General features: G+C 40.3%; 14 protein-coding genes. 2 read left to right on the forward strand and 12 right to left on the reverse strand.

The features are described 5' to 3' along the window. Positions 1-57: 57 nt before the first annotated feature. Positions 58-7,293 (reverse strand): ankyrin repeat domain-containing protein, encoded by a 7,236-nt coding sequence (locus AAHF87_RS01440; RefSeq protein WP_342146507.1) that lies wholly within the window; start codon positions 7,291-7,293, stop codon positions 58-60. A gap of 227 nt (positions 7,294-7,520) precedes the next feature. On the opposite strand from AAHF87_RS01440, the gene AAHF87_RS01445 reads away from it, so the two are divergent. Then, a complete protein-coding gene (locus AAHF87_RS01445; protein ID WP_342146508.1) occupies positions 7,521-8,507 on the forward strand; it encodes a phosphotransferase in 987 nt (328 codons plus the stop codon). 117 nt (positions 8,508-8,624) lie between these two features. Here AAHF87_RS01445 and mltG read toward each other — a convergent pair whose 3' ends face one another. The 11 genes from mltG to ubiA all read right to left on the reverse strand — a co-directional run bounded on the left by mltG (position 8,625) and on the right by ubiA (position 17,454). Next, positions 8,625-9,719, reverse strand: coding sequence for an endolytic transglycosylase MltG (gene mltG, locus AAHF87_RS01450; RefSeq protein WP_342146510.1), 1,095 nt, complete (start codon positions 9,717-9,719; stop codon positions 8,625-8,627). A gap of 6 nt (positions 9,720-9,725) precedes the next feature. After that, entirely contained in the window at positions 9,726-11,000 is a 1,275-nt protein-coding gene (gene fabF, locus AAHF87_RS01455; RefSeq protein ID WP_342146512.1) for a beta-ketoacyl-ACP synthase II, read from the reverse strand. Positions 11,001-11,158: 158 nt separating this feature from the next. Further along, positions 11,159-11,425 carry an acyl carrier protein gene (acpP, locus tag AAHF87_RS01460; protein ID WP_342146513.1) on the reverse strand — a complete coding sequence of 89 codons (267 nt, stop codon included), beginning with the start codon at positions 11,423-11,425 and terminating at the stop codon, positions 11,159-11,161. A 142-nt stretch (positions 11,426-11,567) separates the two neighbouring features. After that, the gene (gene fabG, locus AAHF87_RS01465) at positions 11,568-12,311 is read right to left on the reverse strand and encodes a 3-oxoacyl-ACP reductase FabG (RefSeq protein ID WP_342146515.1); all 744 of its coding nucleotides are present in this window, start codon (positions 12,309-12,311) and stop codon (positions 11,568-11,570) included. Between the two features lie 34 nt (positions 12,312-12,345). Beyond that, positions 12,346-13,275: an ACP S-malonyltransferase gene (fabD, locus tag AAHF87_RS01470; RefSeq protein WP_342146517.1), complete on the reverse strand. Its 930-nt coding sequence runs from the start codon at positions 13,273-13,275 to the stop codon at positions 12,346-12,348. A gap of 148 nt (positions 13,276-13,423) precedes the next feature. Further along, positions 13,424-14,374, reverse strand: a complete 951-nt coding sequence (locus AAHF87_RS01475; RefSeq protein ID WP_342146518.1) for a beta-ketoacyl-ACP synthase III — start codon at positions 14,372-14,374, stop codon at positions 13,424-13,426. Further along, the gene (gene plsX, locus AAHF87_RS01480) at positions 14,371-15,411 is read right to left on the reverse strand and encodes a phosphate acyltransferase PlsX (protein WP_342146519.1); all 1,041 of its coding nucleotides are present in this window, start codon (positions 15,409-15,411) and stop codon (positions 14,371-14,373) included. The genes AAHF87_RS01475 and plsX overlap by 4 nt, the downstream gene beginning before the upstream one ends. A 9-nt stretch (positions 15,412-15,420) precedes the next feature. Further along, the gene (gene rpmF, locus AAHF87_RS01485; protein ID WP_342146520.1) at positions 15,421-15,597 is read right to left on the reverse strand and encodes a 50S ribosomal protein L32; all 177 of its coding nucleotides are present in this window, start codon (positions 15,595-15,597) and stop codon (positions 15,421-15,423) included. 82 nt (positions 15,598-15,679) lie between these two features. Next, positions 15,680-15,982 (reverse strand): YfhL family 4Fe-4S dicluster ferredoxin, encoded by a 303-nt coding sequence (locus AAHF87_RS01490; protein WP_425287990.1) that lies wholly within the window; start codon positions 15,980-15,982, stop codon positions 15,680-15,682. 96 nt (positions 15,983-16,078) lie between these two features. Next, a complete protein-coding gene (coaD, locus tag AAHF87_RS01495; protein ID WP_342146521.1) occupies positions 16,079-16,564 on the reverse strand; it encodes a pantetheine-phosphate adenylyltransferase in 486 nt (161 codons plus the stop codon). A gap of 26 nt (positions 16,565-16,590) precedes the next feature. Further along, positions 16,591-17,454, reverse strand: coding sequence for a 4-hydroxybenzoate octaprenyltransferase (ubiA, locus tag AAHF87_RS01500; protein WP_342146522.1), 864 nt, complete (start codon positions 17,452-17,454; stop codon positions 16,591-16,593). Positions 17,455-17,551: 97 nt separating this feature from the next. Here ubiA and AAHF87_RS01505 point away from each other — a divergent pair, with 97 nt between their 5' ends. Further along, positions 17,552-18,148 (forward strand): outer membrane beta-barrel protein, encoded by a 597-nt coding sequence (locus tag AAHF87_RS01505; protein ID WP_342146524.1) that lies wholly within the window; start codon positions 17,552-17,554, stop codon positions 18,146-18,148. Positions 18,149-18,164: the final 16 nt, after the last annotated feature.

Genomic DNA, 18,164 nt, shown 5'->3' on the forward strand with positions numbered 1-18,164 from the left:
GCGGCAATCTATGAATCCCAGCGCTGCGACGCAACGCTGGGATTCCTGCTTTGTAGTTTATCTGGTCGGTATATACAATTTTTGAGGTCCTTGTTGTTTACAGATTCTTCTTTCCTTCTGCTGATGAAAACGTACTATTTTAGGGTTTAAAGATGTTTGCGGTTTACTTATAAACATACAATGACCCAACAACAGTAAGCCAGGTATATCGCCAATCGCTGTAACTTTGGATATACCCGATTTCCCTGTCTGCTGACGACTATGCTGCTGATGATTATGTTGCTGATGTCGGTATTGATTATCTGCTAACCTAGCTTGAGCTAAAGATAGTGAGCGTGAGAAATTCTCCGGTTTATTTCCTATAGCTTTAACTAAATTCGCGCCAGACACGTTATTTTTACTTGTTTGATTAACATAGAAAGTTTGATTATTGCCTCTACTATTTCGCAGAGCATGCCTTGGCTGAATTTGCTCTTGTTTATCAGGAAAAAATGAACGCGGTTTTGCTGTATTAGTAGAAACTTGTAAAGGCTCAAGCTTTTTATGGGATTTGTTAAGTAACGCCGAATTTTTTGCTAACTTCCTAGTTGGTGCAAAATGTTTAGTTTTATCCGCTTGGATGGGCTTAATTTGTATCGGTTCAACAGTCTTTTTAGATTTCTTAGGCACTTTTTTTAGAACGGGTATCTTTTTTTGATCCTGTTTATCGTAAAAGTCAGCGGCCATCTCTAAGGCTTTATCTCGACTATTTCTCTGCGCATTATTTGAAAAAAGATTAGGCAGCGAATTTTTAAACGTATTAACCATAGTCTGGAGAATACCCGACTGCCTCGCACCCGCATTGTTTGTGCTATGTCCATTTAAATGCTCGATGGAACGACGCTGTCTAATTTCGAAATCAATATCATTCCTTTCTTCATTTGAATAGTCTTCGGTATGATCTTCTATGGAAGTTGCATTACTACCATCAATATCATTATCTAGATAAAGCTCCTGATCCGAACTTACTTCAATCGCACTTACATTAGTCGGTTGAGTTGAATGTGAAGCAAGTTGCTTAGAATTTATAATCGCTAAGGATTCTTGGCGTTTGCTACCGAGACACGCATTCTTCGCCTCTTCAAAACTTGCTAACCTATTAATCTCCGCTGATGAATTGGTTAACGCTAGTCTCTTATCCGTAAACTGCAAAGATAAAGTTTCCATAAGCTCTTGGAAAAATTTATCGATTATCAATGTAAAAGGCGCCGTATAATTTGCGCTAATCGTATTAGTGAATATATTCGTCCATATTAAACTAGTTTTATTCTGTTGGAAAAAAGCACCCGCTGTGTAGGCTTGAGGAATAAAAACTGTGCTGTTGGTTTCAATCTTGCTAACATTCACCCTAACTATTTCTAATTTTTTATCCAGGACTAATGGAACAGGTGAAACACGTGGAACGGGTTTTAAGAAAAGATGCTTATGTCGACCATCTATTTGTAGCAATTTATTTTTATCCCCTAAAATAATATGAAGACGTTTTTTAAACCAATGATGCTGGGAGTGATGAAAAGCCTTGGGTATATTTACCGTAGCAATTGGGGTTATTTGATGAGGTTTGCTGGAAGGGATGCCAAGTACTAATAGCAAATCATCACCCAAATTATTTTGAGCATTTGGCGTCACCAAAAATAATTGGACAGTTCGATTCATTTGCGCTTCTACTTGTTGCGCAACCGAGCTAAAGTCCAAGATATTAATATTTCCATCTCCAATGTCATAAATATCGACTTGAGGGATAGGTAAATTGGATAAGCGTAAGTTAGACATTCCTGACTTGATCTTAAATATTCCTTCACCTCCGTTTCCGCACAGATGCGTTCGAAATACGTTAGGATTATTTTGCATCACTGCATGTTTATTATGGCCTATCAAAATATGTTCATTCGTACCTGTGACGAAAAAACCGACAAGATTAAGCCTTCTCATCAACGGCGCGTAATAATCAATGATCTCGCTGGGAAACTGGTTTAAACCAAGACGAACATAATAGGAATTTTTATGGCCAATTTTAAGCCTACCTTGATCAATAAAGCGAATAAATACGGTTTCAAATTGTTGAGTATGTAATACAAAGATGAAATTTTCTGTAGACTGATCTGGCAAGGATTTGTTTATCTGTATTTGTAAAGCTCGTGCTGACCCTTCACTTAAATGAGCAGGAAAGCTTATAGCGCTCACTTCTGCCAGCGTCGCATTAAACTCAATTTGATGTATGCTGCTTGCTGCAAGCGCTTGTGTATTTGCCGCTAAGTTAACTAAAACATTCCCCTGCCCCGGTGTAACGGTATAAACAAAATGACCCCTTTCTGCTTCATTCGTAACGCTCATATAGGGACGTAAATCCATTTTCAAGTCATAATCGCAACTCGGATTGCTGGGAATAAAAATAGAATCTGGACTTTTGGCTACACCTGTTGCTGCTGTATCAATCTCTTTAGTATCACAAGCCACAGTAACGCCAAGAGGAATAGCACCACCAACAACGCGTTCAATACTCCTCACGCGTAATTCGCTATCCGCATATTTCATATACCCCGCTAAATTTAATTCAATGTAATCCACTTCGGGTTTAAACTGCTGCAAAAGTAAAGTATCGAGACCTTTGCCCCCGTTTATACCTTCGATTTCAGTATTTGGCTGAATAGCCGTGACGATGTGTTTTCCAACCAATACAAATTGATCCTCTAAATCTCCTCCTTGATAAGCTTTCGAACCATCATTAATAATAAAAATATTGGAAAGATTTTTAAATCCTATCACCCGATCATTTCCCTCCATTAGATTAAAATAGGCGATGGATCCATTTACGTTATTCAACGCAAAGGCGCCATCACAACGATAAGCGCCTTCAATCGCAAGCGAGATATCATTCCCGGTGGGTAAGCAAGCAAATTCACCGCTTGGAAGGGCATTCTGTACTTCGTTATTTAATTTAAATCCGCTTTGCTTGGCTGAAAAATTTACCCTCTGATCTTTAAACAGATCAAAAATTGGCGTGTATATTGATTTGCAATGTCTTTGTAGCATTCTGGTTCTTCTACATGAATACTTCTCACCTGTTTTCACAATAGCTGGGAATACAAAGTGCCTAACCTCTGTATGATTTTTTAAAAACTCCTGCAGTTGCGGGATGAGATTTTGGTATTCGGCTATATCATCTATTTTTTCTTGGTACTCGGAAAATCTACCAAAAACAGCACGTACAAATTCTGTAATTTTTGTTCCAAAAGAAAAATTTTTTCGTAAAAGATCTTCTTCATCTTCCACCGCTGTTCCTGCTTCATAGAACCTATCAGCCAGTATAAGTACAGTCACCACAGTGCCGCCAATTGCTTCAAATGCCGCAGAAACTTCCAGTGCTGCAAAGGTCTCAGAAACTCCTTCAGCCGCCTTTAAACCCGAGCTACCGAGATCCACAACGGTTTGCATTCCACTATTCGCAAACCTTAGCCACGCAGCGGTATTATTACTATGCTTTAACAAATTACTGAAATCCTCATAGGCATTAAACATGTTCAATGCCACGCCTGCACCGCGTGAAGCTCTTTTTGAGATAACCTCTAGCGCTTTTAAATTAACATATATCGCAGTTTTGCTTTTGTCGCCTTCAAAAAAATCGATTGCTGCATCTCCAGCAAAAAAAATCTCCATCGTTTTCGAAGAAATATCGCTTACTTTTTGCACGTGCTGCAACCATTTATAGTTACGCACTAATGTTGCTATTTCTTCCTGCTTAACGCCAGCCACCTTACGCGTAGCTATGTGATCTAAAATTTCAGCTTGCTTGCTTTCGGATAACTCTTTTAAGCCTTCAAGCAAATATTCACTATCTAATGTGCAAAGACCCGCATCGCGTCTGCGTCGGTTGCCAAGACATCGCAACACTTGACTCATGTCTTCATCATCCAAAAAGTTGTTAGGATCAGCCACCTGCAGCGCGTTCAAACTTTCCTCAAGATCAAGCGTATTCGATCTTAAAGCTACCTGCAGAGTATTCGATAATAATGAATTACCATACAGAGAATTGATGAACTGAGTTCGATATTCTGTTAACACACCCGTAGTAAAATCCGTGGGTGTGACTGCCGCTATCTTGTTATTCACCATTTTTAATGGATAAAATACTTGATCGTGTTCCCACGCTTTGCTCTGAGGATAGTTAGCATAATAAATAGTGGAGTCCCTGAGTTGACTACGTATTCTATCCTGATCTTCTGGTGAAAATATTATGGTTCGTTCAGCTTCGCTTTGAGTAAAATCAACCGGATTTAATGGACGTATGTAATCTTCGTTAGCCCTTTGCAACATAAAGTTAACCGCTCTTGATTCAATACTGTTATCCGCAAAATTAGGCGTAGCATGGAGCAAACGTTGGGATTGCACATCAAAAACAATACCTTGAGGTGATGGTCTATCGCCTACATCACAGGCTTTAATCTTATAACGGCCATTTTCAGGATTACCGTCTAATGAAGTCTCGATATTTGCTCGGTATATTTGTTTTAAAACGAGTTCCTTATTATTATCTGAAATAAAACTTGGAATGGTGGTTTTAGCCGGAGACTGGCGATCTCTGCCGCCGCTAATGTATAAATGGATTGGGGCCTGATCTGGAAATTGATTGGCAAGTTGCTCAATAAAACTAGCAGGTCCAGAAAATTTGTCAAAATGCGACAAAACCACTTTTTTACTCTGTGGCTCAAAAGCTACAACAGCGATACATTGTTGAATGTTATACGTACCTAAATTAGCATTGTTAGCAATGCCAATTTCACGTTGTAAAACCACATGAGCAGAATTATCCAACTTACCTTGCGTGAGTTTATAGGCTTGATGATAATGATAAGATTCTCGTATCGATAAATCATCCACCGAAAAAGAGCTCGATGCAAAATTTTGTTCTCGAAGCTCTTTATAAAGCCCAGCTAATGCCAAATGTCCATGTAATTCTTCCGAACTATCCGAAAACAATGACAATTTATTGCGATTTTGCTGCTCGTAATTCGCAACATTGAATTCACTTATAATATAAGTCTTTGCTAAAACCTGAAAGGCAGATTCAAGCCATTTATATTGTTCTAAAGAAAAATAAATGTCGATGGCTTTTTCTAAATTTATTTGTGCATTTATATTATTATTTTCAATTTGTATTGCGTTGGTTTGAACATTAAGATCATTATTTGCATTAAGATACGCATAGGCTAACTGAAAATGAGCTTGAGCGAGTGAAAAATGCTGATTGTAATTATTCAATTTAAATAGCCTGACTGATTTTTCTAAACTCTGTATCGCCCCTAAATAATTCCTATCGTTATACTTAGTTACTCCATCGTTGTACCACCATTCCGGGTGAGTATAAGTTTGTTCTGCAGGATTAGGACGATTTAATAAATTAGTATCGACGATTTTTAAATCTGGAAAACTCCGGGGTAATTGTTCTTGTTGGGCTTGCCAAGCAAGAAATTTTTCTTGTTTGATATTGTTTAATGAATCAAGATAACTTTTCTGAAAGAATTCCAATCGTTTAATAGGTGCAATTAAGGTACGAGCACTTGAAACCAACTCATCTGCTTTATCTAAAGAAAAATTCAACAAACGCTCACCCTGATCGTACCTTTCGAATAGCTTTCGTGCGCTAGCCGCCAACTTATTAGCATCGTTTTCCAATAAATTCGCTTGATTGACATCCTGTTCTTTGGGGATATGTAAATTTCCTATACCCAACATGGTTGCCATAGTAACTAATTCCTTTGCATCCTGTATTGACCAACTTGCGTCGCGCTCGTATTTTTCTATTTGTTCACGTGCCTTTTCAACCAATCCCTCCACGTCGTACTTTTCTAATTCAATAATAAAATTATCTATCTCTAGAGATAAAGCCAGTGCTTGTTCGCCATTTTCTGACGAAAGCTTGTCATCCAGTGGATCACTATTACTTAAATCACGCATCGCTTTCAGTAATAGTCCAATTTCTGCCGGTACATCTATTTCATCCAATTCAATAATTTCATTCGACTCATCGATAAACTGCTCTAGGTCTGTCGTTGCTTTTTCGACTTTTTCTACTAAAGTCTTGACTGAGTTTGCCTCTTGAAATAAACGTTCTGCCATTTGCTCTGCAGTTTCGCATGGACGATTGGCGGATAAATCCCCATAATTAACTATGACTAAATCATCTGGCATCGCTATGCTCATTAAAAGCCCTAAAATCTTAGGTCCTCGCCAAGCTTCGTTAATCGCTTCGTGGATGGGGGTATTGCCCTTATAATTTTGACGACTTAAGTTTTTTAAACTATCAAATTTATAGCCTTTTATTAAAATTTTTTTCAAAACCTTATAATTACTGCAAATAACTGCGGTATGGATCGCGGTATTTCCAAATTTGAGCTCCTCTATTGCAAGCAGACTGGGTAGTTTAGCTTCTGCATGCTCAATAATCATATCCGTAATCTCTTCTTCTATCTCCATTTCGACTTGGACTTTTGGATCTTCTTTTTCATCTTTTTCCCAATAACTAACCGCTAAGTTGAGTGCAGCTTCCCCATCACGATTACGTTGATTAAAAATCTCGGGCCCACCTACATCGGCAATTTCATTAATCACTAATAGTTTTTTAAGAAGAATAGCGCGATGAAAAGCTGAAGAATTATCAACACCCGTCTGCAAAAGAATACTCGCACCGTGTGCAATCAGATTTTTTACAATAATAGCCCTAACACGTTCTGTCGCTAATTCATTATCTGTCAAGCGTGAAAGATCTTCATGCGATATTGATGTTACCGCAAATTCTCTAAATTCTTCAGCAGTCACTGTTGCTGCACTTTCGATAGCCGCTACCAAAGGAACATTCTCTCCAAGATAGCTTACCTGTTCTCCGTCATGCATCGCTGTAAAGGTAATATGGCTATCACCTAAATTAGGATCAGCACCATTAGCTAATAACGCATTAACAGATCCTATCTTTAGCTGCTTGCAAGCGTCAGTTAAAGGTGTTTTTTTATTAAAATCTTGTCGATTGATCTCATGACCGGTTTCTTTAAGAAAGGTAATTACAGCTAAATTTCCTTCTGCGGCCGCGATATGTAAAAAAGATTTAGCTTCACCGTTTAAAACAAAAAGATCCTTTAAAGTAGGTTCGTTATGCAAGTTAGCCAATGCATTTGAAATATCTTTATACCGTTCCCGATAATTAACCAATGCTTGATATTTTAGATTAAATTCAATTTCTTCTAGATAATGATAAGGCATCTTTGTATTTCTATTAATTAAAAATGGGTTCATTGAAATGGGGCCCGCAATATAACCATAATTTTTAATTTTGCAAAGTTTTAAAAAAATTAATCCTAAACGATTTTATTATGTAGCTTAAATCCAAATGCACACGCTCGGCAAATTGGTTAATATTTACTCGCAGTTAGAGTGGTATAATCAATACTTCTCTGCGCCTAGGGTTATTTGAAAATCAAAGGGAGCTTATGCCGAACTATTTACAACAAGTTGCAGAAATTGAGAGTCAACTGTTAATTGAAATGTTAACTACTCTACAAAAAGAAGCAGAAAGTCTGGATTTAGTCAATAAAAATCTGTTAATCAAGCTACTCACGTTAAAAATTAATCAATCCAATCAGTTAAAAGAGATCAGCGGCGGATTTTCTAATGCAACCTATCATTACCTTAAAGAGAATCTGGTGTTACGTTTTCCAAAGGTTTATAATCCCTTCTATCCTAAGTTAGCAATTGAAATACAAAATCTGATTCCGGCTAGATTATTGCATCTAACGCCTTTGAAAGCTGTGGCTTATTATGCAAAATACAGCGTGCTGGTCACGGAATTTATCCCCTACTATCAGTCTTTTTCAGCTACTGATTTAAAAAATACCCCTAGATTAACCGCTCTGGCACATTTAGTTAAAAAATTACATTATTCGCCTTTTAACTTTAAAAAAAATCCCGAAACAGCGATTTCTTTTATCGACGAGTCATCCAAAAATTTTCAAATTATAAAACCTATCTTAAATAAAAAAGATTATCAAATATTAAAAAAACTAACTGGAATTAAGCATTTTCTTGAAAAATCCACATTACTAAAATTTCCTTGTCATGGAGATTTACATCATTTCAATGTGATCGAAATGAAGGGTCATTTGCAATTAATCGATTGGGAATTGTCTAGTATGGAAGATCCTGCTTATGATATTTCTAGATTGTTCTGTATAACTGGCTTTAATCGTGAGCAAAAAGAGATGTTTTTACAAGTTTATAAAAATTCTTATAATATTCCGCTATCAGAATGTCACATTAAGGAGTTAATTAAGCGCATCCAGCTTTATGAATCCTTAAATTATTTTTCTATCGTTATTTGGGCAAAATATGCCATGCCGTTTTTTTATGAGGATAAACGCATACTGCTACAGGAAACGATAGCCAACTTTGCGGCAAAAGATCAATTGATTCGCTATTAGTGTCCGTAACATAGATTGCCGCGCGCTACGCGCTCGCAATGACGATTAATATTATATGCGCTCACCAAGACGAGCGTTTGTTTCCTGCGTTATACAGGTAAGCGCATAGATAAAAAACTAAAGTTCATTCAGTTTACAAACAAACGCCCGCATTGACTTACTGACATACCAGAGACTTTGGCAGGACTTTTTTTTCTTCACATACGGATAACGTTGATCCAACTGGTAGCGTTGTACCGCTAAATTATGCTCCGCTAAATGTGCAGAAAACTGATGCGTACCATCACCTTTTGCCACAAAATATAAATTTTGACTATGATCCGGATGCAAAGCGGCAGTAATGGAAGCCAAACTCGGGCTTCCTATCGGTGTAGGCGGCAAACCTCTACGCGTGTAGGTATTATACGGCGTATCTTTACGCAAATCTTCAATAGTTATTTTACCAGTATAGTGCACACCTAAACCATAAATAATACTGGCATCAATTTGTAGAGGAATGCCTGCTTGTAGACGTCGCACGATCACACCGGCAATCATCGGCCGTTCTTTAGCAATCGCAGTTTCTTTTTCAACTAGGGACGCGGCTATCAATGCTTGATAAGCAGTTTTATAAGGTAAATCGTCAGCGCGCGCTTTCCAGACGTCATGTAATTTTTTTTCCATTAACTGGTATGACCATTTTAATAAATCACTATCTTTTGCTCCTGCACTAAAATAATAGGTGGCGGGATAAAATAAACCTTCCGGATTTTGTGCTGGCAAACCTAAATTCGCTAAGACTTGTTCTGAAGATACATGCTTTAATTGATGTTTAACCACGATTAAATGATTTAATGCCGTAATTAATTGTTGAAACGTCCAACCTTCAACAATAGTAAAACGATGGAAAATGCCTTTCCCGGCTAACATTTGATCCAGCAACTGACCCGGTGTCGTTCCCGGATCAAAATCATATTCACCGGTTTGTAATTTACTGGTCGCCCCTTTAACATACGCTAATAATAAGAAAAAACGTGGATGCGGCATGTAGCCTTTACTTTGCAAATCCGCGACTAAATGATGTACCGAAGAACCGGGCGCAAAGACGATATGTATGGTTTGCGTCTTAGTTAAAGGCGACACTAAAAACCGGTGATAATGCGCAACAAAATACGTGAATGAAAAAGCGACGAATAGAATGACTAAGGCGATCAGTATCCATCTCTTAGTCATTAGATCTCATAACCGAGCAAAAAGCAATGACGCATTGGTTCCACCAAATCCAAAAGAATTAGATAATGCATAATCCATTTTTATTTCTTGCGGTACATTCGGGACAAAATTCAAATCGACAAAGTCATCATCGGGAATATTCAACTCAGGTGGATTACCCGGGTTATCTAAATTAATAGTAGGCGGCGCTTTTTGTTCTTTAAGTGCCAATATAGTGAAAATAGCTTCCACCGCACCGGCAGCACCTAACAAATGGCCGGTCATTGATTTAGTCGAACTAATCGCCATTTTTTTAGCATATTCGCCAAACACACGGCGAATGGCACGCAATTCTAAATAATCGCCTTGCAACGTCGACGTGGCATGCGCATTGATATACGCCACTTTTTCTTTATCGATATTAGCATCATGCAAGGTATTTAACATGGCCGTCATTGCACCTTGCCCGTCTGGTGCGGGGCTGGTCATATGATAAGCATCGGCACTCATACCAAAACCGACGAGTTCGGCGTAGATAGGTGCATTACGTTGTTTGGCACGCTCATATTCTTCTAGGACTAAAATACCGGCACCATCGCCTAACACAAAGCCATCGCGCGCTTTATCCCATGGACGACTAGCTGCTTGCGGGTCTTTATTCCGATTAGATAAGGCACGACAAGCAGAAAACCCACCTAAACCTAACGGTGTTGTCGCCATTTCTGAACCACCCACGACCATGACATCCGCATCACCATAAAGTATGGTTCTTGCTCCTAAACCGATATTGTGTGTACCCGTGGTACAAGCAGTTACCACAGCCATATTAGGGCCACGTAATCCATAACGTATAGAAATTTGGCCGGCTAACATATTAGTAATAGCGCCGGGTATAAAAAAAGGAGATATTTTTCTGGGGCCACCTTGTTCTAATTTAGCATGATTTTCTTCAATAAAAGGTAAACCGCCAATGCCTGAACCTACCGCAACACCGATTCTATCGGCATTTTTTTCTGTCACTTCGAGCTTTGAATCCACCATCGCTTCTATGGCTGCTGCTAAACCATATTGAATAAATAAATCCATTTTGCGAGCATCTTTCGGTGTAATACCATATTTTTCTGCCTGAAAATCACGCACGCTGGCAGAAATTTGACAGGGAAAAGCGGAAACGTCAAATTGGGTGATAGCAGAGACGCCACTTTTTCCAGCTAATATTGCTTCCCAGGTTGTTTTGGTATTAAGACCCAACGGTGTCATCATACCCACACCGGTTACCACTATACGTCGCTTTTTTTTCACGTTCGCCCCCTACAAATGAACCACTCTTCGCATTTGAATTTTTGTCTGAGTTGCCGTTCAACTCGCAATCCTCATGTATTCATACACTCCGGTTGCTCATTTTTACGGCGCCTTGTGACAAAAACCCGATTGCTGTGAGTACTAATATTAAGATGGAATTATTCTTCGGTTTCTTCAGAGTCTTCAGTTTCGACTTGATGTTTTTTGATATAATCGACGGCTTGTTGAATAGTGCGAATTTTTTCTGCTTCTTCATCTGGAATTTCGGTATCGAATTCTTCTTCTAAAGCCATGACTAATTCTACGGTGTCTAAAGAATCGGCACCCAAATCATCGACAAAAGAAGCTTCCATAGTGGCTTCTTCTTCTTTTATTTCAAGTTGATTAACCACTACCTTCTTCACACGTTCTTCAATTGTACTCACTGAGAATCTCCCCTATTTAGTATAAATAAAACCTGTCGCTTAGTTTATTCAATTCCTGAATGAACGCAAGTCACTTTACTTAAATTAAGTAATAAAGTTTAGCTACTTATAAACCTAATCCGTGTTATCAAGCAATTCCTGTTCAATTCATATACATTCCGCCATTGACATGTAAAGTGTTCCCGGTCACATAGTTAGACCAATCCGATGCTAAATATACGCAGGCATGCGCGATATCCAGCGCTGAACCTAAGCGTTTTACGGGTATCTTTTCTAATAATGCAGTGCGTTGATTGTCATTTAATTGGCTGGTCATATCAGTTTCTATAAATCCTGGCGCCACCACATTCGCAGTAATATGACGCGTTGCCACTTCTTGAGCTAAAGCTTTAGTAAAGCCAATTAATCCGGCTTTTGCAGCAGCATAATTGGCTTGACCTGGATTTCCGGTACACCCTACTATAGAAGCAATATTAATAATACGGCCATATTGTGCTTTCAGCATGGGTTTTAGACACAGTTGCGTTAATTTAAAAACCGCGCTTAAGTTAGTTTCTAACACCGCATTCCATTCATCTGCTTTCATGCGTAATAAAAGATTATCACGCGTAATACCGGCATTATTCACCAATATATTAGGTAGTCCAAACGTTTGTAATTCGCTCAATAAATTTTTTATCGATGCATCATCGTTTAAATTTAAAACGAAACCTTTACCCTGCAAACCTTGCTCTTGTAAAGATAATGAAATTTTTTCTGCGCCAGTAGCGCTGGTCGCTGTTCCAGCCACTAATGCACCTTGTTGTGCCAGCGCGACAGCAATCGCCGCACCGATACCACGACTGGCACCGGTTACTAAGGCCACTTTATTTGCGAGTAATAACATAAATTATCCTATTAGACTTCTTTCAAAAAAACTCTTAACCGATTAAAGCTTCTTGAAGTATTTCCGGATCTTGTATCGAAAGTGTCGGCATCGAGGTGATGCGTTTATTTAAACCCGCTAAAACTTTACCTGGACCGCATTCAATGAATTCTTCGATGCCACGTTTCTCAAGATCTTGTATTATTTCTACCCAACGCACGGGACTATACAATTGTTCAACTAAGGCTTTTTTTATCAGACGTGGATCGTGTTCAATACCAACATCAACATTATTGATATAAGGGATATGCGGTACTGAAATATGAATGGTTTGCAAGGTTTCTGCTAAATGTTCTGCAGCAGGTTTCATTAAAGCGCAGTGTGATGGCACACTTACCGGAATAAGCTTGGCTAATTTAGCGCCGGCTTGTTTTGCGTGTTCGATCAATCGCTGTACCGCAGCCGCATCACCTGCCACTACCGTTTGCCCGATGGAATTATAATTAGCTGGCGCTAACACTTGACCTTCAGCCAGAAACTCACACAAAGCTTGTAATTTATCATTGTCTAAACCCACAATAGCCGCCATCGCACCGACGCCGGGTGGTACCGCTGCTTGCATAAAGCGTCCTCGTTCAGCAACTAAACGTACCGCCGTCATAAAATCCAGCGCTCCGCCACAGACTAACGCAGAATATTCACCCAAACTATGACCTGCCATAAACGTTGGTTTACTACCGCGTTGTTGCTGCCAAACCCGCCATAAAGCGACACTCGCTGTCAACAAAGCCGGTTGCGTGTTTTCAGTTTGATTGAGTACCGCTTCTGGACCTTCTTGACACAATTCCCATAAATCAAACTTTAAGACGTGCGAAGCCTCCATAAAGGTTTCTCGTATTAAAGAATAGTCTCTAGCAAACTCCGCTAACATACCTAATGTTTGCGAACCTTGCCCCGGAAAAATAAATGCAATTTTTTTAGTCATAATTACCTTTGCACACTTTAAAAATTTATGAATGCATCGTCATGGCGAGGCCGAACGCCAGTGAGGCCGTGGCCATCCAGTTGGATTGCCGCGCGCTACGCGCTCGCAATGACGAGGTGTACTTTTGCGTTCGCATTAACCATTTTTTTTAAAAACGCACTAGGGCGGAACCCCACGCTAAACCTGCACCAAAGCTTTCCATTAATAATAATTGTCCACGTTGCACACGACCATCGCGCACTGCAACATCTAAAGCTAACGGAATAGAAGCAGCCGATGTATTGCCATGTTGATCTAATGTAACTACTACATGTTGCATCGTCATTTTAAGTTTATTCGCCATCGCTTGAATAATACGTAAATTGGCTTGATGCGGAATTAACCAATCGATATCTTTTTTATCTATATTATTCGCAGCCAAGGTTTCTTCTAATACCGCACTTAATTTTTTCACCGCAATCTTAAATACGTCACTGCCTTGCATTTTGAGATGCGGAGCATCATCTTTTTTTAAGCCCGTGCCCAATGACAATAAATCTTTATAAGAACCCGCGGCGTGCAGATGTGCAGAAATAATGCCTGGCTCTGCGGCGGCTTGCAGTAGCACCGCCCCCGCACCGTCACCAAATAAAATGCAGGTCGAACGATCTTCCCAATTGATAATATTCGACATGCTTTCACTACCTATGACTAACGCAGTCTGAGCCGCACCGTTACGAATAAATTGATCGGCAACACTCAAGGCATAATTAAAACCGGCGCAAGCCGCTACTATATCGAAAGCCGGACAACCATCTTCACCCAAGGCGGCTTGTACTAAGCAAGCAGTACTAGGAAAAAATTTATCCGGTGTGCTCGTGGCAACGATAATGAGATCGACCTCTTTTGCGGTAACATTGGCTGCCTGCAACGCTTTTTTTGCAGCTGCCGTCGCCATACTCGCCGTGCTGTCGTTGGGACCAATAATATGACGTTCACGTATGCCGGTACGTTCGACTATCCACTCACTCGTGGTAGCCACCATTTTCTCAAGTTCGGCATTCGTTAGTATTCTTTCCGGTAAATAACTACCGGTGCCAGCAATCCGTGAATATTTCATAAAGACTGTTCAGATTCCTTCAATAAACCGGTCACTTGTTCGCGTATGCGTTCGGGAATATTTTTTTGCACTTCTAAGATTGCTTCATTAATCGCATTTTTAAAAGCAAATACATTCGCGCTACCATGGCTTTTAATGACGATGCCGCGCAAACCCACAAAGCTGGCGCCGTTATAATGCGCCGGATCAAATTGTTTACGTAATCCCTTCAATACATGTAACGCCATTAAACCGGAGAGACGGGAAAACCAATTACGATTAAACGCTAATTTAATATAATGGCCCATTAATTTTGCTACACCCTCGGTGACTTTCAATGCGACGTTGCCGACAAAGCCATCACAAACGATGACATCTGCCAAGCCTTGATAGATCGCATCGCCTTCGATGTATCCGATATAATTGATATTCGCATTCTTTAATAATTCAGCTGCCTTTTTGACTTGCTCATTACCTTTGATTTCTTCAGCACCAATATTCAATAAGGCAACACGCGGACTGGGAATATTATCGATCTCAGCGCTTAATACTGAGCCCATAATGGCAAACTGCAGTAGATGTTCAACCTCCGTATCCACATTCGCGCCCAGATCGAGGACGCGTACTTTGGTTTGTTCTTTCATGGTAGGCAGCATCGCACTGATAGCCGGCCTGTCAATGCCGGGTATGGTCTTTAATACAAAACGCGCGGTCGCCATCAATGCGCCGGTATTGCCGGCGCTAACGCAAGCTTGAGCCTCGCCTTCTTTGACTAAATTAATGGCGACACGCATCGAAGAATCTTTTTTATTACGCAGTGCCAAAGCCGGAGGTTCATCCATGGAAATAACCTGGCTTGCTGCGTGTAGTGTCAATTGACTCGCTCTAGGCTTGTTTTTTGCCAGTCTCAACTGCTCTTGCAAGGCAGCTAAGTCGCCGACAAGAATAATATGTAGGCGAGGCTCTTCCTGAAGGGCTAAGAGCACTGCGGGTACTATCACGGAGGGACCGTAGTCGCCTCCCATAGCATCGATAGCCAGAGTATAACGAGGAGACATTTTAAGGGGTTATTCCTTAGCTTTTAGGACCTTTTTTCCACGATAATAGCCATCCTTGGTGATATGGTGGCGAATATGCGTTTCGCCACTGGTTGCATCAATCGAGATAGCGGGCGAAGTTAATGCATCATGCGCACGACGCATGTTTCTCTTGGAGCGGGATTTACGTGATTTTTGGACTGCCATGAGGCCCTCTTATGTAAGCAATTCTAAAAGACGCATATTATGCGGTCTGATGGGAGAAAAAACAACCAGCGCATTCGTTGAATTAAGTGGCTGCTACTAAGCCTTGATATTTCAACAACAACTGCTCTGGGGTTTCTGTATGCTCCGGATTGATGACGATACAAGCCACAGGACACACCTCAACACATTGCGGAGCATCAAAATGGCCTACACACTCAGTACATTTATTGGGCTTAATTTCATAGATAAACTCGCCCTGAATAATGGCCTCATTAGGACATTCGGGTTCGCAAACATCACAGTTGATGCAGTCGTCGGTTATTAATAAAGCCATCACATACCTATTGTTCTCGATAAAATTACCGTCATGGGAGTAAATGTTCATTGGCGTGGCCATCCATGGATGGCCACGCGCCTTTGGCGCTCGCAATGACGAGCGGTGTTACGGTGGTCGCAATGACAATACTACTTAAAACAATACTCATGTTCGTTTAAATTTTGTTTGTAAAGCCTCTGCCACCACCGCCGGTACAAACTGTGCTACGTTTCCTCCTAGACTGGCAATTTCTCTGACTAAGTTAGCCGAGATAAAAGAATGTTGCTCAGCGGGCGTTAAAAATAGCGTTTCCAAATCAGGCATCATTTTTCGATTCATACTGGCCAATTGAAATTCATATTCAAAATCAGAAACCGCACGCAAACCACGCAAAATAACCCGCGCCTTATATTCTTTCGCACAATCGATTAACAAACCATCAAAACCCTGCACTTGTACATTATTCAGATCGTTTAACACGGCCTTCGCTAAGCGGATACGTTCATCGACAGAAAAAGCCGGCGCTTTACTCGGATTCTTCGCCACTGCCACTATCACGGTTTCAAACAAACGCGCAGCACGTTGTACGAGATCCAAATGACCATTGGTCATTGGATCAAAAGTACCGGGATAAATAACTTTGGTTTTCATAGAAGAATCAGTCTCAAGTTATGGCTTTAAGCATGTACGCCAAAAAAAAATCCTAAGAATACTACGCCACCTATCCATGCATTATTCAAAAAAGCTTTAAAACACAATTCAGGTTTTCGATCTTTTATTAAGTAGTGCTGATAAATGAGTAACGCTACCGCCAAAGCCAGCATCACAAAATAGATGAAATGTAAATGTAAATACACGCCTAGGATGCTTAATAACAAAACAAAACCCAACTCTAGGACGGCGACAAATAGTACATCATGACGACCTAACGCCAAAGCACTGGATTTAATGCCCGCCCGTTGGTCATCCGCTCTATCCACCATGGCATAAATGGTATCATAAGCAACACACCAGGCATAAGCGGCCAAAAACAACAACCAAGCAATGCCTGGTATTTTCCCGGTTTCTGCCGCAAAAGCCATTAAGATCGACCAAGCACCAAATACCAAGCCTAAAAATAACTGCGGCCATTCGATGTAACGTTTTGTAAAAGGATAAAGTGCTATCAAGCCTGCAGCCATTACCGCCAGTTCTATGCTTAAGCGATTCAGTTGGCAAACCACCAGCAACGCTAATAAGCTCAAAACGATTAATGTCAACACGGCTGCTTTCAAACTCACTGCACCGGTCACTAAAGGTCGATGTTGAGTTCTTGTCACAAAACCGTCCAGATTTCTATCGGCAATATCATTCATCACACAACCCAGCGAACGGGTTAACACTGCGCCTGTGATAAATAAAACCAGGATTTTAACATCCACACCGCCGGCCGTTGCGATCCACAACGCCCATAATGCTGGCCACAGCAATAAAAATATTCCTATCGGTTGATGTAATCGTAGCAATGCGAAGTAAGCTCGCCAACGTGGGTGGTAGTTCATGGTACTTATCGTATAATAGGATGATACACACTGCAAAGCATCGATAATGAGTATACTATGTAGAGTTAGTGATCTTCATACACAAGGAGCATTGTTCATGTTGAAAAAAATCAGGACTAAGATACTTTTTCTTCTCTCAAGTTGTTGTTTTCCACTGCTAGCCAGTGCTTCTATCCCTGGGTTTTATATCTTAGGTCAACTCGGCACCGCCGACACACACCAAGAAGCCACTAATGCCGCCGCACTATCAATTAATAGCAAAATGGCTTTCACCGGTCGCATCGCCGGTGGTTATCAATTCAATCAAAATGTTGCTTTTGAAATCGGTTATACACGTTTTTCGGATGTCGATTTTTCCGGCGTCGGTGGTGTGCCGGGTGCAAATGTTTCTTTAAGTGAAAAAGCCCTCGACTTCATGGCAAAACCGATGTTACCTATTTCGAGTAACGTCAATCTTTATGCCAAATTAGGTTTAGCGTATCTTAAAGCCAATGGTTCTGCTGTGGTGAATGGTCGTAATTACTTGGGGTACTCCGATAGTTGGAATCCCAGCTTTGGTATCGGCCTTAGTTATGATATTACACCGTTTGTACCCATCGATTTAGCTTGGACACGCATCCAAAGTGTCGGCGGTGGTAACAGCATACCCAGTACCGACTTTTATTCCATCGGTTTAGCGTATTATTTTGGTTAATGCGTTTGTATTTAAA

Origin of the sequence: Rickettsiella endosymbiont of Aleochara curtula (genome assembly GCF_964030935.1) — a bacterium.
Classification (GTDB): Bacteria; Pseudomonadota; Gammaproteobacteria; order Diplorickettsiales; family Diplorickettsiaceae; genus Aquirickettsiella.

Bases quoted from the DNA above. Each gene is read 5' to 3' on its own strand.
- coaD (WP_342146521.1), bottom strand. From the start codon at position 16,564: ATGAAAACCAAAGTTATTTATCCCGGTACTTTTGATCCAATGACCAAT.
- fabG (WP_342146515.1), bottom strand. From the start codon at position 12,311: ATGTTATTACTCGCAAATAAAGTGGCCTTAGTAACCGGTGCCAGTCGT.
- ubiA (WP_342146522.1), bottom strand. From the start codon at position 17,454: ATGAACTACCACCCACGTTGGCGAGCTTACTTCGCATTGCTACGATTA.
- rpmF (WP_342146520.1), bottom strand. From the start codon at position 15,597: ATGGCAGTCCAAAAATCACGTAAATCCCGCTCCAAGAGAAACATGCGT.
- mltG (WP_342146510.1), bottom strand. From the start codon at position 9,719: ATGACTAAGAGATGGATACTGATCGCCTTAGTCATTCTATTCGTCGCT.
- plsX (WP_342146519.1), bottom strand. From the start codon at position 15,411: ATGTCTCCTCGTTATACTCTGGCTATCGATGCTATGGGAGGCGACTAC.
- AAHF87_RS01505 (WP_342146524.1), top strand. From the start codon at position 17,552: ATGTTGAAAAAAATCAGGACTAAGATACTTTTTCTTCTCTCAAGTTGT.
- AAHF87_RS01445 (WP_342146508.1), top strand. From the start codon at position 7,521: ATGCCGAACTATTTACAACAAGTTGCAGAAATTGAGAGTCAACTGTTA.
- AAHF87_RS01440 (WP_342146507.1), bottom strand. From the start codon at position 7,293: ATGCCTTATCATTATCTAGAAGAAATTGAATTTAATCTAAAATATCAA.
- fabD (WP_342146517.1), bottom strand. From the start codon at position 13,275: ATGACTAAAAAAATTGCATTTATTTTTCCGGGGCAAGGTTCGCAAACA.
- AAHF87_RS01475 (WP_342146518.1), bottom strand. From the start codon at position 14,374: ATGAAATATTCACGGATTGCTGGCACCGGTAGTTATTTACCGGAAAGA.
- AAHF87_RS01490 (WP_425287990.1), bottom strand. From the start codon at position 15,982: ATGAACATTTACTCCCATGACGGTAATTTTATCGAGAACAATAGGTAT.